General features: G+C 73.3%; 20 protein-coding genes and 1 riboswitch. Of the genes, 10 read left to right on the forward strand and 10 right to left on the reverse strand.

What is annotated here, in order from left to right:
* The first annotated feature begins 91 nt into the window (after positions 1–91).
* Genes ABIB16_RS07480 through ABIB16_RS07490 form a run of 3 tightly spaced genes read left to right on the forward strand, consistent with a single transcriptional unit; the run spans position 92 to position 3,664 of the window.
* Positions 92–874, forward strand: coding sequence for an electron transfer flavoprotein subunit beta/FixA family protein (locus ABIB16_RS07480; RefSeq protein ID WP_061867548.1), 783 nt, complete (start codon positions 92–94; stop codon positions 872–874).
* Positions 871–1,908, forward strand: coding sequence for an electron transfer flavoprotein subunit alpha/FixB family protein (locus tag ABIB16_RS07485; protein ID WP_061873250.1), 1,038 nt, complete (start codon positions 871–873; stop codon positions 1,906–1,908). The genes ABIB16_RS07480 and ABIB16_RS07485 overlap by 4 nt, the downstream gene beginning before the upstream one ends.
* 52 nt (positions 1,909–1,960) lie before the next feature.
* Positions 1,961–3,664, forward strand: coding sequence for a cytochrome b/b6 domain-containing protein (locus ABIB16_RS07490; protein WP_244294710.1), 1,704 nt, complete (start codon positions 1,961–1,963; stop codon positions 3,662–3,664).
* A 133-nt stretch (positions 3,665–3,797) separates the two neighbouring features.
* Here the strand turns inward: ABIB16_RS07490 and ABIB16_RS07495 are convergent, their stop codons facing one another.
* Entirely contained in the window at positions 3,798–4,742 is a 945-nt protein-coding gene (locus ABIB16_RS07495; RefSeq protein ID WP_354436165.1) for a PaaI family thioesterase, read from the reverse strand.
* Positions 4,743–4,907: 165 nt separating this feature from the next.
* On the opposite strand from ABIB16_RS07495, the gene ABIB16_RS07500 reads away from it, so the two are divergent.
* Positions 4,908–6,041, forward strand: a complete 1,134-nt coding sequence (locus tag ABIB16_RS07500; protein ID WP_354436166.1) for an acyl-CoA dehydrogenase family protein — start codon at positions 4,908–4,910, stop codon at positions 6,039–6,041.
* An 88-nt stretch (positions 6,042–6,129) separates the two neighbouring features.
* Here the strand turns inward: ABIB16_RS07500 and ABIB16_RS07505 are convergent, their stop codons facing one another.
* Genes ABIB16_RS07505 through ABIB16_RS07520 form a run of 4 tightly spaced genes read right to left on the reverse strand, consistent with a single transcriptional unit; the run spans position 6,130 to position 10,586 of the window.
* Complete coding sequence (locus ABIB16_RS07505; RefSeq protein ID WP_354436167.1) at positions 6,130–7,317, reverse strand: enoyl-CoA hydratase/isomerase family protein; 1,188 nt, start codon at positions 7,315–7,317, stop codon at positions 6,130–6,132.
* Positions 7,314–8,111: an enoyl-CoA hydratase gene (locus tag ABIB16_RS07510; protein ID WP_100059002.1), complete on the reverse strand. Its 798-nt coding sequence runs from the start codon at positions 8,109–8,111 to the stop codon at positions 7,314–7,316. The genes ABIB16_RS07505 and ABIB16_RS07510 overlap by 4 nt, the downstream gene beginning before the upstream one ends.
* The gene (mmsB, locus tag ABIB16_RS07515) at positions 8,108–9,025 is read right to left on the reverse strand and encodes a 3-hydroxyisobutyrate dehydrogenase (RefSeq protein WP_061867542.1); all 918 of its coding nucleotides are present in this window, start codon (positions 9,023–9,025) and stop codon (positions 8,108–8,110) included. Before mmsB ends, ABIB16_RS07510 begins: the two co-directional genes overlap by 4 nt.
* A gap of 34 nt (positions 9,026–9,059) precedes the next feature.
* A complete protein-coding gene (locus ABIB16_RS07520; protein WP_061867541.1) occupies positions 9,060–10,586 on the reverse strand; it encodes a CoA-acylating methylmalonate-semialdehyde dehydrogenase in 1,527 nt (508 codons plus the stop codon).
* A 180-nt stretch (positions 10,587–10,766) separates the two neighbouring features.
* Between ABIB16_RS07520 and ABIB16_RS07525 the strand changes: the two genes are divergently transcribed.
* Complete coding sequence (locus tag ABIB16_RS07525; RefSeq protein ID WP_354436168.1) at positions 10,767–11,540, forward strand: SDR family NAD(P)-dependent oxidoreductase; 774 nt, start codon at positions 10,767–10,769, stop codon at positions 11,538–11,540.
* Between the two features lie 29 nt (positions 11,541–11,569).
* On the opposite strand, the gene ABIB16_RS07530 is transcribed toward ABIB16_RS07525, so the two are convergent.
* On the reverse strand, positions 11,570–12,127 hold the full coding sequence (locus ABIB16_RS07530) for a MarR family winged helix-turn-helix transcriptional regulator (protein WP_354436169.1): 558 nt from the start codon (positions 12,125–12,127) through the stop codon (positions 11,570–11,572).
* Between the two features lie 78 nt (positions 12,128–12,205).
* Positions 12,206–13,987 (reverse strand): AMP-binding protein, encoded by a 1,782-nt coding sequence (locus tag ABIB16_RS07535; RefSeq protein ID WP_354436170.1) that lies wholly within the window; start codon positions 13,985–13,987, stop codon positions 12,206–12,208.
* Positions 13,988–14,137: 150 nt separating this feature from the next.
* Here ABIB16_RS07535 and ABIB16_RS07540 point away from each other — a divergent pair, with 150 nt between their 5' ends.
* Positions 14,138–15,346, forward strand: a complete 1,209-nt coding sequence (locus ABIB16_RS07540) for an acyl-CoA dehydrogenase family protein (protein ID WP_078025381.1) — start codon at positions 14,138–14,140, stop codon at positions 15,344–15,346.
* On the opposite strand, the gene ABIB16_RS07545 is transcribed toward ABIB16_RS07540, so the two are convergent.
* Together ABIB16_RS07545 and ABIB16_RS07550 are read right to left on the reverse strand one after the other, a co-directional pair.
* The gene (locus ABIB16_RS07545) at positions 15,321–16,061 is read right to left on the reverse strand and encodes a YoaK family protein (protein WP_020624812.1); all 741 of its coding nucleotides are present in this window, start codon (positions 16,059–16,061) and stop codon (positions 15,321–15,323) included. The two genes, ABIB16_RS07540 and ABIB16_RS07545, sit on opposite strands and share 26 nt — an antisense overlap.
* An 83-nt stretch (positions 16,062–16,144) precedes the next feature.
* Positions 16,145–16,516 (reverse strand): ectoine synthase, encoded by a 372-nt coding sequence (locus ABIB16_RS07550; protein WP_020624813.1) that lies wholly within the window; start codon positions 16,514–16,516, stop codon positions 16,145–16,147.
* Positions 16,517–16,717: 201 nt separating this feature from the next.
* Positions 16,718–16,834, forward strand: a riboswitch (glycine riboswitch).
* Between the two features lie 162 nt (positions 16,835–16,996).
* Here ABIB16_RS07550 and gcvP point away from each other — a divergent pair.
* The 3 genes from gcvP to ABIB16_RS07565 all read left to right on the forward strand — a co-directional run bounded on the left by gcvP (position 16,997) and on the right by ABIB16_RS07565 (position 22,064).
* Positions 16,997–19,933, forward strand: a complete 2,937-nt coding sequence (gcvP, locus tag ABIB16_RS07555; RefSeq protein ID WP_354436171.1) for an aminomethyl-transferring glycine dehydrogenase — start codon at positions 16,997–16,999, stop codon at positions 19,931–19,933.
* 13 nt (positions 19,934–19,946) lie between these two features.
* On the forward strand, positions 19,947–21,113 hold the full coding sequence (gene gcvT / locus ABIB16_RS07560; RefSeq protein WP_192594012.1) for a glycine cleavage system aminomethyltransferase GcvT: 1,167 nt from the start codon (positions 19,947–19,949) through the stop codon (positions 21,111–21,113).
* 117 nt (positions 21,114–21,230) lie between these two features.
* Positions 21,231–22,064 (forward strand): thermonuclease family protein, encoded by an 834-nt coding sequence (locus ABIB16_RS07565; protein WP_225348902.1) that lies wholly within the window; start codon positions 21,231–21,233, stop codon positions 22,062–22,064.
* Positions 22,065–22,075: 11 nt separating this feature from the next.
* Here ABIB16_RS07565 and ABIB16_RS07570 read toward each other — a convergent pair whose 3' ends face one another.
* On the reverse strand, positions 22,076–22,759 hold the full coding sequence (locus ABIB16_RS07570; protein WP_102708203.1) for a response regulator: 684 nt from the start codon (positions 22,757–22,759) through the stop codon (positions 22,076–22,078).
* 151 nt (positions 22,760–22,910) lie between these two features.
* On the opposite strand from ABIB16_RS07570, the gene ABIB16_RS07575 reads away from it, so the two are divergent.
* Complete coding sequence (locus ABIB16_RS07575; RefSeq protein ID WP_002856694.1) at positions 22,911–23,084, forward strand: hypothetical protein; 174 nt, start codon at positions 22,911–22,913, stop codon at positions 23,082–23,084.
* Positions 23,085–23,087: the final 3 nt, after the last annotated feature.

Here is a 23,087-nt window from a genome sequence, read left to right on the forward strand (position 1 = left end):
CGGATGTGCGCGGACCCGTAGTCTGTAGCGTAAGTCACCGTGCTCGGGGCGGAGGCCCCGGGGCGAGACCGTGAGCCGAGGAGGAGAGGCCGTGAAGATCCTGGTGCTGGCCAAGCAGGTGCCGGACACGTGGCAGGAGCGTGAGCTGAGCCTGGAGACCGGCTGGGTGGTGCGCGACGGCGCGGCCGAGCCCGTGCCGGACGAGATCAGCGAGCGGGTCATGGAAGTCGCCCTGGGCTGGCGGGACGCCGGCGCGGACATCGAGGTCGTGGCCCTGACGGTGGGCCCCGAGGACTCCTCGAAGACCCTACGCAAGATGCTGGCCATGGGCGCGGACTCCGCCGTGCAGATCACCGACGACGCACTCGTCGGCTCGGACGCCGTGCAGACGGCTCGCGTGATCGCCGCGGCCGTCGAGAAGGAGGGCGCCGACCTCGTGCTCGCCGGCACGGTGTCCACGGACGGCGGCACCGGCGTGGTGCCGGCCATGGTCGCCGAGCTCCTGGAGCGGCCCTACCTGCCGCACGCCGAGGCCCCCGAGCTGGCCGACGGCGAGCTGATCGGCACCGTGGCGACCTCGGACGCGGACGTGCGCGCCGCCGTCGCCCTGCCCGCCGTGGCGAGCCTGACGGAGAAGACCGCCGAGCCGCGGTTCCCGAACTTCAAGAACATCATGGCGGCCAAGAAGAAGCCGCTCACCGTGCTGTCCCTGGCCGACCTCGGCATCGCCGCGGGCCCGGCCGAGGCCGCCTACCGCTCCGTGATGGTCTCGGCGGACACGCGTCCCGAGCGCGCCGCGGGCGAGAAGATCACCGACGACGGCACCGCCGCCGAGCGGCTGGTGGAGTTCCTCGCGGGTCGGGGGCTCGTGTGAGCGCGAACGTGGAGGAGACCGAGATGACGACGCAGACCGACGCCGCGAACAGCGGCCAGACCGTGCTGGTGCACGCCGAGATCGGCGCGGACGGCGCGCTCCGCCCGGTCGTGGCCGAGCTGCTCGGCGCGGCCGCCTCCGTGGGCGTGCCCGAGGCCGTCCTCGTGACCGATGCGGAGGGCAGGGACGCCGCCGTCGCCCGGCTGGGGGAGTACGGCGCCACGCGCGTCCACGTCCTCGTGGCCGACGACGCCGCCACCACCCTCGGCGACGCCGCCGTGCAGGCCCTCGCCGCCGCGGCCGCCCGCACCGCGCCCGTGGCCGTGCTGCTCTCCGGCAGTCCTGAGTCCCGCGCGGTGGCCGGCCGCCTGTCCGTCCGCGCCCGCGGCCCCGTCTGCGCGGATGCCGTGGGGCTGCGCTGGGCCGACGACGAGGTCATCGCCCGCCACTCCGTGTTCGGAGGCGACTACCTCAGCGAGTCCACCGGCGAGGGCGGCCCCCGGATCATCACCATGCGCCCCGGCGCCGTCGCGGACCGGGCCCCGGCCGTCGAGGCGCCCGAGGTCGTGGAGCTGGCCGCCGCCGAGCTGGGCCCGGTGACCGCCGGCGCCCGGGTGCTCGAGGTGAACGCCCGCACGCAGAACTCCGCCCGTCCGCCGTTGCGCGGCGCCAAGACCGTCGTCGCCGGCGGACGCGGCGTGGGCTCCGAGGAGGGCTTCGCGATCGTCGAGCAGCTCGCCGACGAGCTCGGCGCCGCCGTGGGCGCCTCGCGTGCCGCCGTCGACTCCGGCTACACCGCGGCCGAGCGCCAGGTGGGCCAGACCGGCGTGATCGTGTCCCCGAACCTGTACATCGCCCTCGGCATCTCCGGCGCCATCCAGCACCTGGCCGGCATGAAGACCGCCAAGACCATCGTGGCGATCGACAAGAACGAGGACGCCGAGATCTTCGAGCACGCCGACTTCGGCGTGGTCGGGGACATCTTCCAGGTGGTCCCGCAGGTCATCGAGCAGCTGCGCACCCGCCGCGGCTGAACCGGTGCGGGCGCGGTCCGCTGCGGACCGCGCCCCTCGGACGAGGAGAAGCATGCCCAAGCAGCGAATGGCCGGCTACGTCCCCCTGAAGGGCGCCCCGGCCGAGACCGAGCCCGCCCCCGCCCCGGCGCAGGACACCACGACGGCGGCCCCCGCCCCGGTGGTCGCGCCCGCCGCCCCGGTGGCGCCGACCGCGTCGGCGTCGGCCCTGACGCCCCTGTCCGCGCGACGCCGCATGGCCGGGTACGTCCCGTTCGCCCGCGAGGCCGAGTGGCTCGGCGGTGCCCCCACTCCGGCCGCGGGATCGACCCCGGCCGCCGCCCCCGAGCCGATCGCCGCCTCGGCGTCCCCGACGCGGGCCCCCGCACCCGCGGAGACCGAGCCCGTCGTGCCGGACGTGGCGGCCGCCGTCGCCGCCGCCGCGACCGGTGCGCCCGCCGCGCCCGTGGAGTCCGACCTCGTGCCGCTCGCGGAGCGGCGACGCATGGCCGGGTACGTGCCGTTCGCCCGGGAGGGGGAGTGGTTCACCGAGCTGGCCGCCGTGGGCGCCCCCACCGCGCCGGAGACGGTGGCGCAGGAGGTCGTCGCACCGGAGCCGGCCACCGCCGAGTCCGCGGCCGAGCCCGCCGCCGCGGCGCCGGCCCGGCCGGTCGTCGCCGAGCCGGCCGATGCGGCACCGGCCGTCGCCGCCCCCGTGGCCGCGGCGCCGACCGCGGAGCCGGCCCCCACCGCGCCGGACACCCGTTCGGCCCCGCCGGCCTCCGCCGCGCAGCCGCCCCGGGCCGCCCCCGGTGCCGCCCCCGGCACGCCCGCTCGGGCCGCGGAGACGGACGCCGCCGAGTCCGCCGCCCCGTCCCGTCTGCGCAAGGCGCTGCCGGCGGTGGCCGGCGTCGTGGTGCTGGCGCTGCTCGCGGTGCTGGCCGGACGCTGGCTGCGGAGCCTGGACCCGGTGGCGGACTTCATCGCGACCTACGACGGGCACCCGGTCCTGCCCGAGGGCACCCCCGAGGGGATGCCCTGGTGGATGGGCTGGCAGCACTTCCTGAACATGTTCCTGATGGTGCTGATCATCCGGACGGGCCTGCAGATCCGCCACGAGACACGGCCTCCGGCCAACTTCACGCCGACGAAGGACGGCCTGTTCTCCGCGCGGGGCAACACCCCGAAGAAGTTCTCGCTCACCATCTGGATGCACCAGGCCCTCGACGCGCTGTGGTTGCTCAACGGCGCGATCTTCGTGGTGCTGCTGATCGTCACCGGCCACTGGGCGCGGATCGTGCCCACGGACCCGCACGTGTTCCAGCACGCCCTGTCCGCCGGCATCCAATACCTGTCCCTGGACTGGCCCACGGAGAACGGCTGGGTGCACTACAACGCGCTGCAGATGCTCTCCTACGCGCTGGTGGTGTTCGTGGCCGCCCCGCTCGCCGCCCTCACGGGCTGGCGCATGTCCTCGTGGTTCCCCACGGAGGCCAAGGGACTGAACAAGGCGTTCCCCATGGAGGTGGCCCGCAAGGTGCACTTCCCGGTGATGGTCTTCTTCGTGGCGTTCATCCTGGTGCATGTGTTCCTCGTGGCCTTCACGGGCCTGCTGACGAACCTGAACCACATGTACACCTCGCGCGGCGGCGCCACCGACGCGTGGGGCCTCGTGGTGTTCCTCGTGAGCGTGGCGGTCACCGCCGCCGCCTGGTTCTTCCTGAAGCCCGCCTTCACGGCCCCCGTGGCCTCCCGCTTCGGCACCGTGGGCCGCTGAGCCGGCCCCACGACGGCGACGCCTCCTCCTCCCCGGACTTTCGAACGTGATGTCGGGGGAATGAGCGCTTTTGAACGTGGGATAGGGCCTCTCTCACGTTCGAAAGCGCTCGGGCGCTCGGGCGTGCGGGGCGTCAGCTCCGGGCAGCTCGGAAGGTGACCTGCACCTGGACCATCGGCTTGTCGGCCACGGGGACGCCGTCGGCGCCGACCGGCACGAGGTCCACGTCCACGAGGCGCAGGGACCGGCCCGCGTGCCGCACCCGCGTGAGGGCGACCATCTCGCCATGCCCCGGGCGCACGAACACCACGCGAACGGCCTGGACGTCGTAGCGCTCGCGGTCCGGCATGGCCGCCTGCGCGGCGGTGACCGCCCGCAGCGTCATGGCCCCGCCGTGGACCGCGCCCGACGGGTTGGCCAGCTCCGGCTTCGGGGCGAAGCGGGCGCCCGCGCTCGCCGCGGCAGCGACGGCGGGGCGCACGTCCGGATCGGCCGTCGGCAGCGACTCGGGGCGGGCGGCCAGCAGCCCCGGCATGGGCACGCGGGTCTCGGCCCCGCGGGGCAGCCGCCCGGCCGCGACGAACTCGGCCATCCGCTCCGGCGCTCCGGCCGGCACCGACTGGAACCAGCCGGTCGCCTCGACCACGCGACGCCCGTCCGCGTCCTCGAGCCACGCGCGGGCCACGCCGCCGGCGGCATCCCAGGCCAGCGGGCGGGTCCAGCACTCCAGCAGCGGGCCGTCCTCGTCCCCGGCCGCGACCGCCGCGTCGAAGGCGGGCAGCGGGCCGAGCACGTTGACCTGCAGCTCGGTGGTGACCACGGTCTCGATGTCCCGGGCCGCGTGGTGCACGGCCACCGCGGTGGCGTTGTCCATGACCACGGTGGCCGCCGCACCGGTGGGCCGGCCGTCCAGGTCGAGGCACCACGGGCCGACCTCGAACGCGGCCGGGTTGAGGGCGCCGTCCCGCTCGGTCATCAGCGCGTGGCGGCGGATGCCGAACAGCTGTTCCGTGCGGCCGGAGGCGTGGGAGCGGGGGCCGGTGGGCGAGTCCGCGGTGGGGCTGGTGGTGGTTTGCACGGGGAGCACGCTAGCCCACGGCCCGGCGGCGACACGGCTGATCATTGGATGTCCTATTATCGTGGTGACGACAGTCACACCCTGTCGCCGCCCGCGGTGTCACCCCCGCCCCACCCCGTCGTGGACCGCCCGCGCGGCCGGCCCGAGTCCCAGGAGGACGAACCCATGTTCCCCATCACCGACGACCAGAAGGCCCTGGTCGACGCCGTCCGCGACTTCGCCGAGCAGCGCGCCGCCCCGCACGCCCTCGACTGGGACGCCGAGAAGCACTTCCCGGTGGACGTCCTCGCCGAGGCCGGCGAGCTCGGCCTGGGCGGCATCTACGTGGGGGAGGAGCACGGCGGCACCGGCCTGGAGCGCACGGACGCGATCCTGATCTTCGAGGAGCTCGCCAAGGCGGACCCGGCCTTCGCCGCCTACATCTCCATCCACAACATGGTCGCCTGGATGATCGACTCCTTCGGCAGCGACGAGCAGCGCGCCCGCTGGATCCCCGACCTCGTGGGCATGGAGCACCTGGCCAGCTACTGCCTCACCGAGCCCGGCGCCGGCTCGGACGCGGCCGCGCTGAAGACCCGCGCCGTCCGCGACGGCGACCACTACGTCCTCAACGGCGTCAAGCAGTTCATCTCCGGTGCCGGCGCGTCCGACTGCTACGTGGTGATGTGCCGCACCGCGGACACGGGCGCCCGGGGGATCTCTGCCGTCGTGGTCCACAGGGACACCCCCGGCCTGTCCTTCGGCCCCAACGAGAAGAAGATGGGCTGGCACACCCAGCCCACGCGCCAGGTGATCTTCGAGGACGTCCGCGTGCCCGTGGCCGACCGCCTCGGCGAGGAGGGCGACGGCTTCCGCATCGCCATGAAGGGCCTCAACGGCGGCCGCCTGAACATCGGCGCCTGCTCGATCGGCGGCGGCCTGGCCGCCCTGGACAAGGCCACCCGCTACCTCAAGGAGCGCAGCGCGTTCGGCGAGCCGCTCACCACCAAGCAGGCCCTCGTCTTCGAGCTCGCGGGCATGTCCGTGAAGCTGGAGACCGCCCACACGATGCTCATGCGCGCCGCGGACGCCCTGGACCGCAACGACCCGGACACCGTGCGCCTGTGCGCCATGGCCAAGCTCGTGGCCACCGAACACGGCTACGAGGCCGCCGACACCGCCCTGCAGCTGCACGGCGGCTACGGCTACCTGCACGAATACGGCGTGGAGAAGCTCGTCCGGGACCTGCGCGTGCACCGGATCCTCGAGGGCTCCAACGAGATCATGCGCATGATCGTGGGCCGCGGCCTGATCGGCTGACGTCGGGGGCCCCACCCGGTCGCCCCACCCAGCACGGCGCCCCGCGGTCCCCACACGGGACCACGGGGCGCGGTCTGTCGGGGCGGGCTCAGCCGAGCTGCAGCGGGTCCACCCCGGACACGGGCTCGAAGTGCCCGGCCACGTCCTCGGTCGAGACGTCCTCGAGCCGGGCCGGGCTCCACGTCGGATCCTTGTCCTTGTCCACGAGCAGCGCGCGGATGCCCTCGCCCATGTCCGGCTCGCGCATCAGGTGGGTGGCGATCGTGAACTCCTGGCGCAGTGCGTCGGCCACGGTCAGGTCCGCTCCGCGCGCGGCCAGCCGGCGCTGGGCCTCGTGGGCCACGGCGACGGCGGTCGGGGACTTGGTGCGGATGGCCTCGGCGGCCTGCCCCGCGGCCTCGGCGTGCTCCCCGCCAGCGGCGGCGCGCTCGTCCAGGGCGGCGAGGACCTCGGCGGCCGTCTCCCGGTCGTAGGCGTCCTCGATCCACTCCCGGCCGGCCACCAGCGCGGAGGCGGGCCGTGCGTCCTCGGCCACCGCGAACCGGGCCAGCGCCTCGTCGGCGGCGGCGAAGGCGGCCTCGTCGCGCGCGCCCGCGTCCGCGGCCGGGCCGAGGGCGCCGAACGCCGCGGCGAGGGCCTGCTCGAGCTCGTCCAGCCGGGCGGACTCCACGAAGATGTCCGCCAGGCCCAGGGCCACCGCGTCGGAACCGGAAGCGTGCGCCGAGGTCGCGGCCAGGTGCCGGCCCGCCTGGAAGGGCGCGCGGGCGAGGTGGAACGAGCCGCCGACGTCGGGGGTGAACCCGATCGCCGTCTCGGGCATGCCGGCGCGGGTCCGCTCGGTGGCCACGCGGTGCGAGCCGTGCGCGGACACGCCCATGCCGCCGCCCAGGACGACCCCGTCCATGAAGGCCACGTACGGCTTGGGGTAGGCCGCGATGCGCTCGTTCATCGCGTACTCGTCGCGGAAGAACTGCTCGGCCTCCGCGAACCGCCCGGCCAGGAGGGAGGAGCGCAGGGAGACGACGTCGCCGCCGGCGCACAGCCCCTTCTCGCCGGCACCGCGGATCAGCACGCCGCGCACGGCGGGGTCCGCGGCCCAGTCGGTCAGGGCCGCGTCGATCGCCCGGACCATGTCCTGCGTCAGCGCGTTCAGGGCGCGCGGGCGGTTCAGCGTGATGCGGCCGAGGCCGTCGCGGACCTCGAGGAGCACCTCGTCCGCCGCGCCGTCCTGCCCGGCCGCGGGGGCCGTCGTCGCCGTGGTCTGCGCGTCGCTCATCGGTGCTGCCACCCCGCCTCGCGCTTCGCCGCGAACGCGTCCATGCCCTCCTTCTGGTCCGCCGTGGCGAACGCGGCGTGGAACACGCGGCGCTCGAAGGCGATGCCCTGGGCGAGCGTGGTCTCGAACGCGGCGTTGACGGCCTCCTTGGCCATCCAGGAGGCCGGCTTGGACTTGGACGCGATGGTCGCGGCCACCTCCAGCGCCTCCTCGAGGGCCTTCTCGTCGGCCACCACGCGGGAGACGAGCCCGATGCGCTCGGCCTCCTCCGCCCCGATCATGCGGCCCGTGAGGATCATGTCCATGGCCTTCGCCTTGCCCACGGCGCGGGTCAGGCGCTGGGAGCCTCCCATGCCGGGGATGACGCCGAGGTTGATCTCGGGCTGGCCGAACTTCGCGCCCTCGCCGGCCACGAGCACATCGGCCATCATGGCCAGCTCGCAGCCGCCGCCGAGGGCGTAGCCGGTCACGCACGCCACGATGGGGGTGCGGGCACGGGTGAGCCCGTCCCAGCCGGCGAACCAGTCGGCCGCGTACATCTCGGAGAACTCCTTGGTGGCCATCTCCTTGATGTCCGCGCCGGCGGCGAACGCCTTGGGGGAGCCGGAGAGCAGGATCGCCCCGATCTCCGGGTCGGTGTCCAGCTCCTGCACCGCCGCGACGACGGCACGCATCGTCGCCTCGTTCAGCGCGTTCAGGGCCTTCGGCCGGTTCAGGCGGATGTGGCCGACCCGGCCCTGCCGCTCGACGATGATCGGCGACTCGGCGCCGTCCGGGGTGGTCTGCTCGCTCATGCCTCGCTCCTGTCCGTGTGTGATGCTCGGATGTCCTCGATGATGCCGGAAAAGTCGCGGGCGGCGCCTTCTCCGGCGGCGTACTCGGCGTATTTGGCCTGCGCGAGGCGGCCCAGGTCGGCCGCCACGCCCTGCTCGTCCAGGGCCGCGAGCGCGAGCCCGAGGTCCTTGGCCATCAGGGCGCCGGCGAAGCCGGGCTGGAAGTCCCGGTTCGCGGGGGAGCCGGGGACGGGGCCGGGCACCGGGCAGTTGGTGGTCAGGGACCAGCACTGCCCGGAGGCCTTGCTCATCACGTCATACAGGGCCTGGTGCTGCAGGCCCAGGCGCTCGCCCAGGACGAAGGCCTCGGCGACGGCGATCTGCGTGACCCCCAGCACCATGTTGTTGCAGATCTTCGCGGCCTGGCCCAGGCCGGCGGCCCCGCAGTGCACGATCCGCGCGCCCATGACCTCGAGCAGCGGCAGCACCTCGGCGTACACCTCGTCCGAGGCGCCCACCATGAAGGCGAGGGTGCCGGCCTCGGCGCCCACCTGGCCGCCCGAGACCGGCGCGTCGGCCGCCCGCATGCCCGCCGCCTCCGCCGCCGCGGCCGCCTCGCGGGCCTCGGCGACATCGATGGTCGAGCAGTCCAGGAACACGGTGCCGGGCCGGGCGGCGGCGAGCAGGCCGCCGTCGCCGTCCTCACCCCGGTAGACCTCCAGCACCAGGCGTCCGTGGGGGAGCATGGTCAGCACGACGTCGGCCTCCGCGGCCGCCGCGGCCGTGTCCGTGACGGTCTCGACGCCGGCCGCACGGGCCTTCTCGAGGGCCTCGGGGACGAGGTCGAAGCCGAGCACGCGGTGGCCCGCGGCGGCGAGGTTGGCGGCCATGGGGCCGCCCATGTGGCCGAGGCCGAGGAACAGAACGGTGGTCATGGGGTCCTCCTGGTCGGGACGGGCTGCGGGGCGGTCACGAGCCGGCCGGCATCACGAAGCTGGCGCCCTCGCGCACGCCGGAGGGCCAGCGCGTGGTGACGGTCTTCGTCTTGGTGTAGAACTTCAGCCCGTCCGTGCCGTGCTGGTTCAGGTCGCCGAAGCCGGAGGCCTTCCAGCCGCCGAAGGTGTAGTAGGCGATCGGCACGGGGATCGGCACGTTCACGCCGACCATGCCGGTGTCCACGCGGGTGGAGAAGTCGCGGGCGGCGTCGCCGTCGCGGGTGAAGATGGCCACGCCGTTGCCGAACTCGTGCTCGTTCACGAGCGTGAGCGCCTCCTCGTAGTCCTTCGCGCGGACCACGGAGAGCACCGGGCCGAAGATCTCCGCGCGGTAGATGCTCATCTCCGGGGTGACGCGGTCGAACAGGGTGGCGCCCACGTAGAAGCCGTCCTCGTGGCCCTCGACGACGACGCCCCGGCCGTCCTCGACCAGGTCGGCGCCCGCCTCGACGCCGGCCGCGATGTAGCCCTCGATGCGCTCCTTCGCGTCCTTCGAGACGACGGGGCCGAAGTCCGAGGACGCCTCGAGCGACGGGCCGACCCTGAGGTCCTTCACGCGCTCGCGGAGCAGCGCGATCAGGCGGTCGGCGGTCTCCTCGCCGACCGGGACGGCCACGGAGATCGCCATGCAGCGCTCGCCGGCGGAGCCGAAGGCGGCGCCGACCAGGGCGTCGGCGGCCATCTCGAGGTCCGCGTCCGGCATGACCACGGCGTGGTTCTTGGCGCCGCCGAAGCACTGAGCGCGCTTGCCCATGCGGCCGGCGTGCGCGTAGATGGACTGCGCGATCGGGGTGGAGCCGACGAAGCCGACGGCCTTGACGCGTGGGTCCTCGATGAGCGCGTCCACGGCCGCCTTGTCGCCGTGCACCACGTTGAGGGCGCCGGCGGGCATGCCGGCCTCGAGGGCCAGCTCGGCCAGGCGCACCGGCACGGAGGGGTCGCGCTCGGAGGGCTTGAGGACGAACGCGTTGCCCGCCGCCAGGGCGATGCCGGCCTTCCACAGCGGGATCATCGCCGGGAAGTTGAAGGGCGTGATGCCCACGGCCACGCCGAGCGGCTGGCGGATGGAGTGCACGTCGATGCCGGTGCCCGCGTCGGCGGTGAACTCACCCTTGAGCAGGTGCGGGGCGCCCGCGGCGAACTCCACGACCTCGATGCCGCGCTGGATGTCGCCCTTGGCGTCCGGGAAGGTCTTGCCGTGCTCCTGGGCGAGCACGGTGGCCAGCTCGTCCATGTTCTCGTTGATCAGGTCGACCCAGCGCAGCAGGATGCGGCCGCGGCGCTGCGGATTCAGCGCCGACCACGCGGCGAAGCCCTCCTCGGCGGAGGCCAGGGCGGCGTCGATCTCCTCGGCGGAGGCCAGCGGCACGCGGCCCGCCACGCTGCCCGTGGCCGGGTGGTGGACGTCGCTGTGCCGGCCGGAGGCGCCCTCGCGCCGCTCGCCGTGCACGAAGTGGGGGATCACGGGGGCGGTCTCGGTGGGCGCGGTCTTCTCGGACATGGTAGCTCCTCGCGGGTCCAGGCGGAAGGGCGGACATCGTTCGGCGCCGCCCACGGCGGGCGTGGCAGGCCCGGCCGTGCGTGTGATCTGGGTTACTCATCCGCTAATCTAGGATGAGAACGTAGGACATGCAACTATCGAACTCGGGGGGTATCCCGAGGAGGAAGGGAGGGTCCGTCCATGGACCTGTCGAACCAGAGCGCGATCGTCACCGGCGGGGCCTCGGGCCTCGGCCACGCCACCGCCCGCCGCCTGGCCGACGCGGGCGCCGCCGTCGTGGTGGTGGACCTGCCGGACCGCGAGCGCGAGACCGTCCGCGCGGACGCCGTGGCCGCCCTCGGCCCCCGCGCGCGCTTCGTGACGGGCGACGTCACCGACGAGGGCACCGCCCGGGAGGCTGTGGCCGCCGCGCTGGAGGCCGGGCCGCTGCGGGTGCTGGTCAACTGCGCCGGCGTGGCGACACCGGGCAAGCTCGTGGGCCGCGACGGGCCGCTGTCCGCCGAGGTGCTGAGCCGGGTCCTGGCGATCAACACGGTCGGCACCGTGGCGATGATGGCCCAGGCCGCCGCCGCGATGAAGGCGCAGGAGCCGCTCGGCGAGGACCGCGGCGTCATCGTCAACACCGCCTCCGTGGCGGCCTACGACGGGCAGATCGGCCAGATCGCGTACTCCGCCTCCAAGGGCGCCGTGGTCGCGCTGACCCTGCCCGCGGCCCGCGAGCTCGCCTCCTCGCAGATCCGCGTGGTCACGATCGCCCCCGGTCTGATGGAGACGCCCATGATGGCCGGCCTGCCCGAGGCCGCCCGCGAGGCGCTGTCCACCAAGACCCCGCATCCGGCCCGCCTCGGCCGACCCGAGGACTACGCGCTGCTCGTCGAGCAGATCGTGTCCAACCCGTTCCTGAACGGCGAGGTCATCCGGCTCGACGGCGCCGTGCGCCTCGAGCCCCGCTGAGCCGGACGGTCCGGAGGCCGGAGGGCGCGTCAGGAGGAGGTGTGCTCCGCCGTCGCGGGCGCGCCGGCGTCGGGGCCGTCGACCTGGAAGTCCCCGGCCGACGCCCGGAACCGGCCGAGGACGTCGATGAGGGTGTCCACGTCCGCCGGGTCGAAGCCGGAGCGGCCGAAGACCTCGGCGTTGAGCGTCTCCGTGGCGGCGACGGCGACGCGCCGGCCCTCGTCCGTGAGGGCGAGCACGAGCGCGCGACGGTCCGACTCGTGGGGGGTGCGCTCCACCAGCCCGGCGGCCTCGAGCCGGTCCACCGCATTGGTCACCGAGGTGGGGTGGACCTGCAGGAGCGCGGACGCCTTGGACATCCGCATCCGGTTCTCGCGCGAGAAGTTCAGCAGCGCGAGCAGCTCGTACCGCGCGAAGGTGAGCCCGTAGGGCTTGAGCGCGGCCTGCGTCCGACCCAGCAGGATCTGCTGGGCCCGCATGATCGAGGTGATGGCGGCCATCGGGCGGGCGACGTCACCCCATCCGTGACGCTCCCAGTTCCGGGCGGCCTCCCGGATGGGGTCCTGGGCGAGGGGTGGCTTCTTCATGGCGCTCCAGACTAGCGGCGCACCGGGGGTCCCCCGCCACCGCCGGACACGGACGGGGCGGTGGCGGGGAACGGCCGGTCAGCGCTGCAGGTCCAGGTCCTCCTCCCGGAACTCGGTGCCGTAGCCGTCCGGGGCGGCGCCCGTCTGGGCGCGCTCGACCTCGGCCTTGCGCAGCTCCACGCGGCGGATCTTGCCCGAGATGGTCTTCGGCAGCTCGAGGAACTCGATGCGGCGGATGCGCTTGTACGGGGGCAGCTGGGTGAGCGTGAACTGCAGGATCGCCCGGGCGGTCTCCGCGGTGGGCTCGTGGCCCGGGGCGAGGGTGACGAAGGCCTTCGGCACGGCCAGGCGCAGCTCGTCCGGGGTGGGGACGATCGCGCCCTCCATCACGGCCGGGTGCTTGACCAGCACCGACTCCAGCTCGAACGGGGACACCTTGTAGTCCGAGGACTTGAAGACGTCGTCCGCGCGGCCCACATAGGTCAGCACGCCGTTCTCGTCGCGGCGGGCGATGTCGCCGGTGTGGAAGACGCCGTCGCGGAACACCTCGTCCGTCTTCTCCTGGTCGCCGTAGTAGGACTTCAGCAGGCCCACCGGACGCGGGTCCAGGCGCAGGCAGATCTCGCCCTCCTCGGCCTCCTGGCCCGTGAGCGGGTCGAGCAGGGTGACGTCCATGCCGGGCAGCGGGCGGCCCATCGAACCGATGACGACCTTCTGGCCGGGGGTGTTCGCGACCTGCAGGGTGGTCTCGGTCATGCCGAAGCCGTCGCGGATCGTGGTGCCCCACGCCTTGTGCACCTGGTCGATCACCTCGGCGTTGAGCGGCTCGCCCGCGGAGATGGTCTTGGTCGGCGGGGTCGTCAGCTGCGCCAGGTCCGCCTTGATGAGCATGCGCCACACGGTGGGCGGGGCGCAGAAGCTCGTGACGCCGTAGCGCGCCATGTTGGCCATCAGGGCCGCGGGGTCGAACTTGCGCGCGTTGTGCACGAAGATCGTGGCCTCCGCGATCCACGGGGCGAAGAAGTTGGACCACGCGTGCTTGGCCCAGCCCGGGGAGGCCACGTTGAGGTGCACGTCGCCCGGCTCCAGGCCGATCCAGTAGAGCGTCGTGAGGTGGCCGACCGGGTACGAGGTGTGGGTGTGCTCCACGAGCTTCGGCTTCGAGGTGGTGCCCGAGGTGAAGTAGAAGAGCAGCGTCTCGTCCGCGGGGGTCGGCTCGGCCGGGGCCAGCTCGGTGGCGGCGTCGGCGGCGTCGTCGTAGGAGAGCACGGTGTGGCCGGCGACCTCCGGGGCGCGGCGCGCCGGGCCCTCCGCGAAGACGCCCGGCACGTGCACCAGGTGCAGGCCCTCGCCGACGCCGGCGAACTTGGCCAGGTCCTCGGCGCCGGCCACGGCCCACGCGGCGCCGGCGCGCGTCACGCGGTCCTCGAGGTCCCCGGAGGTCATCTGCGTGGTGGTGGGCACCATGACCACCCGCAGCTTGATGCAGGCGAGCATGAACTCCCACAGCTCCACCTGGTTGTTCAGCATGAGGAGGAGGCGGTCGCCGCGGCGCAGGCCCTGCGCGGAGAGCCAGTTCGCCACCCGGCTGGAGGCCGCGGAGAGCTCGGCGAAGGTGCGTTCGGTGCTGCGCCCGTCGTCCTCGGTGATGATCAGCGCCGGCACGTCCGCGCGGGCCGGGTCCTGGGCCAGGCGGTCGAACCAGTCGAAGCCGAAGTTGAAGTGCTCGAAGCGGGGCCACTCGAACTCGGCGCGGGCGCGCTCGTCGTCGGTCTGGCACTCGACCAGCAGGTCGCGGGCCACGCGGAACACCTCCGTCGGCGACGGGGCGGCGACGGCGGTGGGGTCCTGGACGGTCATGGGTCCCTCCTCGGGATGGCTGCTGAACGGATCCTTGGCCGGGGGCCTGTGATCTGGAACACTACTGGCAGACCTGGATAGTAGGAAGTCCTACAGTCGGATTCGCGGCGAAACCGCCCGCCGTCGTCGGACCGCCCCCGAAGGAGAGCCATGACCGCCATCGCCGACCGCCCCGTCCCCGCCCCTGGCGCGCCCGCCGTCACCCCCGGCCTGCCCCACGTGGACCTGCTGCGCCTGCGGGACCGCCTCGAACCGGTCGAGCGTGCCCGGCTCGACGCGATCGAGGACCACCTGCAGACCCGCGTGCGGCCGCACCTGACCCGGTATTGGGACGCCGAGGAGTTCGCGTTCGACCTGCTGCCGGGCCTGGCCGAGCTGGGTCTGGGACGCCTCGTCCTGGACGGCTCGTCCTCGCTGTTCCAGCAGCTCGTGCACGCGGAGATCGCCCGTGTGGACCTGTCCCTGTCCGCCCTCGTGGGCATCCACAACGAGCTCAACCTCGGCATGATCGCCGGCCTGGGCTCAGAGCGTCAGAAGGCCACGTGGCAGGGGCGCCTCGAATCCTTCGACGCCCTGGGCGCGTTCTGCCTCACCGAGCCGGACCACGGCTCGGACATCGCCGGAGGCCTCGCCACCACCGCCACCCGCGACGGCGACGAGTGGGTCATCCGCGGCGCCAAGCGCTGGATCGGGGCCGGCACGATCGCCGACGTCGCGCTCGTCTGGGCACGCGACACCGCCGACGGCGAGATCAAGGGCTTCGTGGTGCCCACCGACACCCCCGGCTACGAGGCCACCAAGATCAGCGGGAAGATGGGCCTGCGGATCATGCAGAACGCGGACATCACCCTGGACGTGCGCCTGCCCGCGGACGCGATCCTGCCCGGCGCCACCACCTTCGCCGCCACCCGCGCCCTGCTGCGCGACTCGCGCATGTGGGTCGGCTGGCAGGGCGTCGGCGCGCAGATGGGCGTGCTGGACGTGCTGCGCTCCTACGCGCTGCGGCGGGAGCAATTCGGCCGCCCGCTGGCCGCGTTCCAGCTGATCCAGGCCCAGATCGCCGAGGTCGCCGGCAACCTCGCCGCGTCCGCCGGCATGATGCTCCAGGTGGACGCCCTGCGGCAGGAGGGGCGGATGGAGATGATGCACGCGGCCATGGCCAAGGCCACCTCGACCCGGCTGGCCCGGTCCTCGGCGGCGCTCGCCCGCGACGCCCTCGGCGGCAACGGCCTGCTCACGGAGCACGAGATCGCCAAGATCATGGGGGACGTGGAGGCCATCTACTCCTACGAGGGCTCCTACGGCATGAACACCCTGATCGTGGGGCGGGCCCTCACCGGCGTCTCGGCCTTCGTGTGAGCCACGCGTCCTGCAGGTCCTGGACCAGCGGGCGGTGGGCGATGAGCAGCAGCACGCCAGCCACCGGGATGACCACCTCGAAGCCCAGCCAGAGGTAACCGGCCGCGCCCGCCACCCCGCCCAGGAAGAACAGGGCCACGAGCAGCGCCAGCAGTCCCACGCGCCGCGGTTCCCCGACGACGGGGGCCGCGGCCCCGGGGCCGTTGCGGTACAGGATCTTGCCGAGCTCGACGCCGATGTCCGTGACCATGCCCGTCACGTGCGTGGTGCGGATCGGCCACGCCCCGATGCGGGTGATCAAGGCGTTCTGCAGGCCCATGGTGAAGCACAGCACGGCCACCACGACCAGCGGCCGGTGCGCATCGCGGACGTGCTCGGCGAGCAGGCCGAACACCAGCATGCCGACGCCCTCGAGCAGGAGGATGTTGGCGTACCGCGACCGGAGGCCGTTGACCCGGCCCCAGTTGAACACCAGCGCGCAGACGACCGCGCCCAGGATGAACATGGCCAGCGCGAGCAGGCCCGTGCCGACCAGACCCGGGGCGTGGAGGACCGCCGCGTCCGCCATGGACGCCACGATCCCCGTCATGTGGGACGTGTACGTGGCCACGGCGACGAAGCCCACGGAGTTGAGGATCCCCGCGATCGCGGTCAGCACCAGCGCCAGGTGGGTGTTGCGACGCACGGTGCGCTCGGGGGCGCACAGGTTGAGCACCCCGCCACCCTACGACCGGACGCCGCCGTCGGCGCCGACGCGGGAGGCGCCGTCGTCGACGCCTCCCGTCACCGTGCCCGGGCTCAGTAGCTGGAGTAGCCGTCCTCCGACAGGGTGTGCTTCTCGTCGCCGGTGATGGCGGGGTTGAACACCGAGATCAGGTGCATGTCCTCGGTGCCGCCGCGCAGGTCGTGCGGCTCGTGGTCCGGCAGGACGTAGATGACACCCGGCGTGATCTCGTGGACGGTGCCGTCCGGCTCCACCACGGAGCCGTTGCCCGCGATGCAGTAACAGGCCTCCTGGTGGTTGCGGTACTGGAGCTTCGAGGACGATCCGGCGCGCACGATCGTGTGGGCGACGGCGAAACCCATCTCGTCCTTCGCGGTGATGAGGCGTTCGGAGGTGCCTCCGCCCCACTCGACCTTCTCGACGTCGTTCCGGCTGCGGGTGTACATGGGTGGATCGCTCCCTCGGTCGGCTCCGGGGCGGAGGAACACGCCCGCCCGTCCTCGCCACAGTAGGCACGGGCGCGTGGGGCGACTCAACCCCTCCCGGGCGCCCGTTTCATCAACGAAAGCCTTCGACACGCCCCGTCCGGCCCCTCCCGGGCGCCCTGTGACGCGGCCTACACGTGTGGGATACTGACGGCACGCCGCATGCCCCGCGCGGGAGAGCGTCGGCGCGCGTCCTGCCCCGGCCGGCCGCGTGAGCAGGCCGCCGAAGGAGCAAACCCTCCCCGGGAATCTCTCAGGCATCCGTACCGCGTGGGGTCAGGCGCTCTGGAAAGCGTCTCACTCCGCCGCGCCCGCGTCCGGACCGAGACCACCGACGGTGCAAGCCGCCCACCCGGGCGTCGGAAACTCTCAGGTCCATGACAGAGCGGGGAGGAGCAGAGCCACGCCGTGACCACGGCAGGATCCCCCCGGAGGTACCCCGTGACCAGCCCCCAGACCACCGAGAGCACGACCGCGCTGCCCCACGAGCGCGTCGAGCCTAAGGACACCGCCTCGGCCCCCTTCGTGGCCCGCCACATCGGCCCGCGCCCCGCGGACGTCGAGCACATGCTGCAGACCCTGGGCTACGACTCGCTCGAGGCCCTCGTGGACACCGCCGTCCCCGCCGGCATCCGCCAGCCGAAGCCCCTCGAGCTGCCCGCCCCGCTGACCGAGTCCGCGGTCCTGGAGCAGCTGCGCGAGATCGCCGGCCGCAACGTCATGAAGACCCAGATGATCGGGCAGGGCTTCTCGGACACCGTCACCCCGGGCGTCATCCTCCGCAAGGTGCTGGAGAACCCGGCCTGGTACACGGCCTACACGCCGTACCAGCCGGAGATCTCCCAGGGCCGCCTCGAGGCCCTCCTGAACTACCAGACGATGGTCCAGGACCTCACCGGCCTGGACATCGCCAACGCCTCCCTGCTGGACGAGGCCTCCGCCGCCGCCGAGGCCGTGCTCCTCATGCACCGCGCCAACCGCCGCAGGACCGACGGCGTCACCCTCCTCGACGCGGACCTCTTCCCGCAGACCCTCTCCGTGGTGCGCCTGCGCGCCGAGGCCGTGGGCATCGACGTGCGCGTGGCCGACCTCTCCGCAGGCATCCCGGAGGACGTCCGCGCCGAGGTCGAGGAGAAGGGCCTGTGCGGCGTCGTGCTGCAGCAGCCCGGCGACTCCGGCCGCATCCACGACCACGCCGCCGTCATCGCGCAGGCCAAGGAGGCCGGCGCCCTCGTGACCGTCGCCGCGGACATCCTCTCCCTCGCCCTGATCACTCCGCCCGGGGAGCAGGGTGCGGACATCGCCGTCGGCTCCACGCAGCGCTTCGGCGTGCCCCTGTTCTTCGGCGGCCCCCACGCCGCCTACATGGCCGTGAAGGAGGGCCTGCAGCGCAGCATGCCGGGCCGCCTCGTGGGCGTCTCCTACGACGACGCCGGCAAGCCCGCCTACCGCCTCGCCCTCCAGACGCGCGAACAGCACATCCGGCGCGAGAAGGCCACCTCCAACATCTGCACCGCCCAGGCGCTGCTCGCGATCGTCGCCTCGATGTACGCCGTCTACCACGGCCCCCAGGGCATCGCCCGCATCGCCCGCCACGCCCACGCCCAGGCCGTCCGCCTGGCGGAGGCGCTGCGGGCCGGTGGCGTCGAGGTCGCCGAGGAGCACTTCTTCGACACGATCACCGTCCGCGTGCCCGGCCGGGCCGAGCAGGTCCTGCAGGCCGCCGAGGAGAACGGCGTGAACCTGCGCCTGGTGGACGCGGACACCCTGCGGATCGCAGCCGATGAGACCACCGTCGACGCCGACCTCGTGGCCGTCCTGACGGCGTTCGGCCTGGACGCGGGCTCCCTGCCGGCCTCTGCGCACGAGGGCGCCGTGGCCACCCCGGCCGTGCCGGAGTCGCTGCGCCGCTCCTCCGCGTTCATGATGCACCCGGTGTTCAACACCCACCACTCGGAGACGAAGATGCTGCGCTACCTGCGCCGCCTCTCCGGCTACGACCTGGCGCTGGACCGCACCATGATCCCGCTGGGCTCGTGCACCATGAAGCTCAATGCCACCGCGGAGATGGAGGCCATCTCCTGGCCCGAGTTCTGCTCCATCCACCCGTTCGCGCCCGACCACCAGACCGAGGGCTGGCGGTTCCTGATCGCGGATCTGGAGGCCAAGCTCGCCGAGATCACCGGCTACGCGGGCGTCTCGGTGGCCCCGAACGCCGGCTCGCAGGGCGAGTTCGCGGGCCTGTGGGCCATCCGCCAGTACCACCTGGCCCGCGGTGAGGGTGAGCGGGACATCTGCCTGATCCCGGCCTCCGCCCACGGCACCAACGCGGCCTCGGCCGTGCTGGCGGGGCTGAAGGTCGTCGTCGTCGCCACCGCCGACGACGGCACGATCGACGCCGCCGACCTGGACGCCAAGATCGCGGCGAACGAGGGCCGCATCGCGGCCATCATGATCACCTACCCCTCCACGCACGGCGTCTACGACGCCGACGTCAAGGAGGTCTGCGCCACGGTGCACGCCGCGGGCGGCCAGGTGTACATCGACGGCGCCAACCTCAACGCGCTCGTGGGCCTGGCCCAGCCGGGCGAGTTCGGCGGAGACGTCTCCCACCTGAACCTGCACAAGACGTTCTGCATCCCGCACGGCGGCGGGGGCCCGGGCGTGGGCCCCGTGGCGGTGGGCGAGCACCTGGTGCCGTACCTGCCCTCCCGCGAGGCCCTGATGACCGCGGCCCCGCACGGCTCGGCCGGCGTGCTGCCCATCTCCTGGGCCTACATCCACCTGATGGGCGCCGAGGGCCTGCGCTCCGCCACCGCGCACGCGCTGCTGGGCGCCAACTACATCTCCCGCCGCCTCGCGCCCCTCTACCCGACGCTGTACACGGGCAACGACGGCCTCGTGGCGCACGAGTGCATCCTCGACCTGCGCGAGCTCACGGCCCGCACGGGCGTGACCGCCGAGGACGTGTGCAAGCGCCTCATCGACTACGGGTTCCACGCCCCCACCCTGGCGTTCCCCGTGGCCGGCACGCTCATGGTGGAGCCCACCGAGTCCGAGGACCTCGAGGAGATCGAGCGGTTCATCGAGGCCATGGAGGCCATCCACGCCGAGATCACCGCCGTCACCCCGGAGACCGTGGCGGACTCCGTCCTGCGCCGCGCCCCGCACACCCTCAACGTCCTGATGGCCGACGAGTGGGATCGCCCCTACTCGCGCGCCCAGGCGGGCACGCCGGTGCCGAGCCTGCGTCTGGACAAGTACCTGCCGCCGGTGGGCCGCATCGACGGCGCCTACGGCGATCGCAACCTCGTGTGCTCGTGCCCGCCGCCCGAGGCGTTCGAGGACGCCGTGGCCGACACCGCCGACGAGGACTGAGAGGATCACCCCCATGAGCGATTCGACGCGCAACTCCCCGCTGCACCCGGTCCACGAGGCCGCGGGCGCCACGTTCACGGACTTCGGCGGCTGGAACATGCCCCTGAAGTACGGCTCCGAGCTGGCCGAGCACAAGGCCGTCCGCACCTCCGCCGGCCTGTTCGACCTCTCCCACATGGGTGAGATCCGGGTCACCGGCCCGGAGGCCGGGGCCATGCTGGACCACGCCCTCTCGAGCGTCCTCTCCACCCTGAAGCCCGGCCGCGCCAAGTACGCCCTGTGCCTGACGGACGCCGGCACCGTCCTGGACGACACGATCGTCTACCGGATGGACGACGGCGAGGCCGGCTCCAAGCCCGACTACCTGGTGGTGCCCAACGCGGGCAACATCGCCGCGGTCCACACCGCGCTGAACCAGCGGGCGTCGGGCTGGGACGCCGCCGTCGAGGACGAGTCCTCGACCACCGCCCTCGTGGCCGTGCAGGGCCCGCAGGCCGAGACGATCCTCGCCCGGGCCATGCCGGAGGCCGCGGCGCAGCTGGCCGAGCTGAAGTACTACGGCCACCTGACCCTGACCGTGCCCACGGACGCCGGCGACGTCACCGCCGTCGTCGCCCGCACCGGCTACACCGGTGAGGACGGCTTCGAGCTGTTCCTGCCCGCCGCCTCCACCGCCGAGGCCGGCGACCGCGGCTCCGCCGTGTGGCACACGATGCTCTCGGCCGCGGACGAGGCGGGCGTGGAGCTGACGCTGTGCGGGCTCGCCTCGCGGGACTCGCTGCGCCTCGAGGCGGGCATGCCGCTCTACGGCAACGAGCTGGACACCGGGCACCAGCCGCACGCCTCCGGCGTCGGCTTCGCGGTGCCCGCGAGCAAGGAGGCCGACTTCGTCGGCCGGTCCGCGCTGGTCGGCAAGGACGACGTCGAGGAGGTCGTCGTGGGGCTGCAGGGCGCGGGTCGGCGTGCCGCCCGGCACGGCTACGCCGTGCTGGACGAGTCCGGCGAGCGGGTGGGCGAGGTGACCTCGGGCGCCCCCAGCCCGACCCTCGGACACCCCATCGCCCTGGCCCGCGTCCGCCGCGACGTGGCCGCCGAGGGCACGTCCCTGCAGGTGGACCTGCGCGGCCGCGGTGAGCCGTTCACCGTGGTGGCCACCCCGTTCTACCGCCGGGAGCGCTGAGCCCGACGCAGCCGTCCCTCGGCCCACCGCTCGGCGGTCCCGGGGCCCTTCGCTAGACTCGGGCTCCGGGCCGTCGTCGCGGCCCCCCGTCCCACCGTCCACCTGCAGGAAGTCCGCATGACTCACGTCGCCGCCCGTGCCCGGGTCCCCCTGAAGGGGCTGCTGGTCTTCCTCGCCGTCGCCGCTGTGCTGCTCCTGCTGGGCATCGCCACCGTCCTCCGCGGCGTGGCCGCCGACGCCGCCCGCGTGGACATCGTCTCCGTGCTGGACGGCAACACCGTGGTGGTGAACCAGGGCGGCACCGAGCGGACCGTGGTCCTCGCCGGCGTCACGAGCGCGGGCCGCAACCCCGAGGGCCTCAAGGTCGGCCCCGACCTCTGCATGGGGGAGGAGTCCTACGCCTGGCTGCGTGATCGGCTGCCGCAGGGGGCGACCGCGAGCATGACCACCTCGGACGAGGGCGCGCCCGAGGGGATGGAGAGCGCGGTCATCTCGATCGGCGGCGGCACCGTCAACGTGGCCATGGCGGAGGCCGGCATGGCCGCCCCCACGGAGGTCGCCGTCAGCGAGGGCCTGGCGGAGGAGATCGCGCAGGCCAATCAGGAGGCCGTGGGCCGTGGCGTGGGGCTCTACGACATCGAGGAGCCCTGCACGTACCAGAACCTGCTCTACGAGGCCCAGTTCGCCCTGGAGCAGATCCCGGAGGACGCGGAGGCGTCCCTGACGAAGATCGACGAGCGATCGGTGGAGTACGCGGCCGGCCTGGACCAGGTGCGCCTGGTGCAGCAGGAGGTCCGGGCCCTCGACCCGGAGAACGGCACGTTCGCCGACCTCGCCTACGGCCCGGCCAAGGACTCGCTCCTGGCCGAGGCGGACCCGGTGGTGGAGCACGGGATGCAGGTCCTGAAGGACCTCAACACGCGGCGCAACGAGATCGCGGCCCGCGGCTGACCCCGCCGCGCTCAGTCCAGGGCGAGGGTGACGAGCCCGAGCTGGGCCGCCCGGATGATCAGCTGGACGCGGTCGCGGACCTCCAGCTTGGCCATGATCCGCGTGAGGTTGGCCTTGACCGTGGACTCGGAGACGAAGAGGTTCGCGGCGATCTCCGGGTTCGACTGACCCCGGGCCAACAGCCGCAGCACGCCCAGCTCCCGCTCGGTGAGGTCGGAGCCGTCGGGGCTGCCGGGCTGCACCGGGGTGGGGCCCACCGTCGGCCGGTCCCGCTCGATCGAGGCGAGCAGCTTGGTCGCCACGGCGGGGGAGAGCACGGACTCGCCGCGATGGACGGCCTGAATGGCGCCCAGGATGGCCGGCGGCTCCGCGTCCTTGAGGAGGTAGCCGCCCGCTCCGGCGCGCAGGGCCGGCACGAGGTAGTCCTCGGACGTGAACGTGGTGATCGCCAGGACCCGGATCGCGGGGTGGGTGTCCTTGATCCGGCGTGTGGCCTCCACCCCGTCCATCAGGGGCATCTGCATGTCCATCAGGACCACGTCCGGCTCGATGGCGGCGCACGCCTCCACGGCTTCGACGCCGTTGGCGACCACACCCACGCAGGTCATGCCGGGGGCAGAGTCGACGAGCACGCGGAGCGCGCCGCTCATGAGCGGCTGGTCGTCGGCGATCAGGATGCGCAGCTCTTCGGACACGCAGGTCAGCGTAACCGGTGCTGTGGCGCATGCCACCTTGTCGGCGTCGGGGCGAGGCCGGGGTGCCCGCCGGCCGTCATCTGCGCCATGCCGCGGCGCGGCCTGTGCGCGGCGTGCACCATTTGTGACGGGCATCATACATACTGGGGCCATGAAGACTCGCGCTCTCCTCGCTTCCGCTCTCCTGCTCGCCTCCACCCTCGTCGGCGCTCCGGCCGCCGCCGCCTCGGCGGCCTCGGCCGAGGACGACGTCGTCACGACCCTGGGCCTCGGCAAAGGCACTGCGGAGTGGACGTGCCGCCACTTCGGCATCTGGTGCGACTGACCC

This window comes from Micrococcus sp. UYEF5, assembly GCF_040546065.1.
Taxonomy (GTDB): Bacteria; Actinomycetota; Actinomycetes; order Actinomycetales; family Micrococcaceae; genus Micrococcus; species Micrococcus luteus.

What these genes read in the sequence shown, in the direction of transcription:
- ABIB16_RS07490 (WP_244294710.1), top strand. Translation starts at nt 1,961, where the DNA reads ATGCCCAAGCAGCGAATGGCCGGCTACGTCCCCCTGAAGGGCGCCCCG.
- ABIB16_RS07500 (WP_354436166.1), top strand. Translation starts at nt 4,908, where the DNA reads ATGTTCCCCATCACCGACGACCAGAAGGCCCTGGTCGACGCCGTCCGC.
- ABIB16_RS07505 (WP_354436167.1), bottom strand. Translation starts at nt 7,317, where the DNA reads ATGAGCGACGCGCAGACCACGGCGACGACGGCCCCCGCGGCCGGGCAG.
- ABIB16_RS07510 (WP_100059002.1), bottom strand. Translation starts at nt 8,111, where the DNA reads ATGAGCGAGCAGACCACCCCGGACGGCGCCGAGTCGCCGATCATCGTC.
- mmsB (WP_061867542.1), bottom strand. Translation starts at nt 9,025, where the DNA reads ATGACCACCGTTCTGTTCCTCGGCCTCGGCCACATGGGCGGCCCCATG.
- ABIB16_RS07520 (WP_061867541.1), bottom strand. Translation starts at nt 10,586, where the DNA reads ATGTCCGAGAAGACCGCGCCCACCGAGACCGCCCCCGTGATCCCCCAC.
- ABIB16_RS07525 (WP_354436168.1), top strand. Translation starts at nt 10,767, where the DNA reads ATGGACCTGTCGAACCAGAGCGCGATCGTCACCGGCGGGGCCTCGGGC.
- ABIB16_RS07530 (WP_354436169.1), bottom strand. Translation starts at nt 12,127, where the DNA reads ATGAAGAAGCCACCCCTCGCCCAGGACCCCATCCGGGAGGCCGCCCGG.
- ABIB16_RS07535 (WP_354436170.1), bottom strand. Translation starts at nt 13,987, where the DNA reads ATGACCGTCCAGGACCCCACCGCCGTCGCCGCCCCGTCGCCGACGGAG.
- ABIB16_RS07540 (WP_078025381.1), top strand. Translation starts at nt 14,138, where the DNA reads ATGACCGCCATCGCCGACCGCCCCGTCCCCGCCCCTGGCGCGCCCGCC.
- ABIB16_RS07550 (WP_020624813.1), bottom strand. Translation starts at nt 16,516, where the DNA reads ATGTACACCCGCAGCCGGAACGACGTCGAGAAGGTCGAGTGGGGCGGA.
- gcvT (WP_192594012.1), top strand. Translation starts at nt 19,947, where the DNA reads ATGAGCGATTCGACGCGCAACTCCCCGCTGCACCCGGTCCACGAGGCC.
- ABIB16_RS07565 (WP_225348902.1), top strand. Translation starts at nt 21,231, where the DNA reads ATGACTCACGTCGCCGCCCGTGCCCGGGTCCCCCTGAAGGGGCTGCTG.
- ABIB16_RS07575 (WP_002856694.1), top strand. Translation starts at nt 22,911, where the DNA reads ATGAAGACTCGCGCTCTCCTCGCTTCCGCTCTCCTGCTCGCCTCCACC.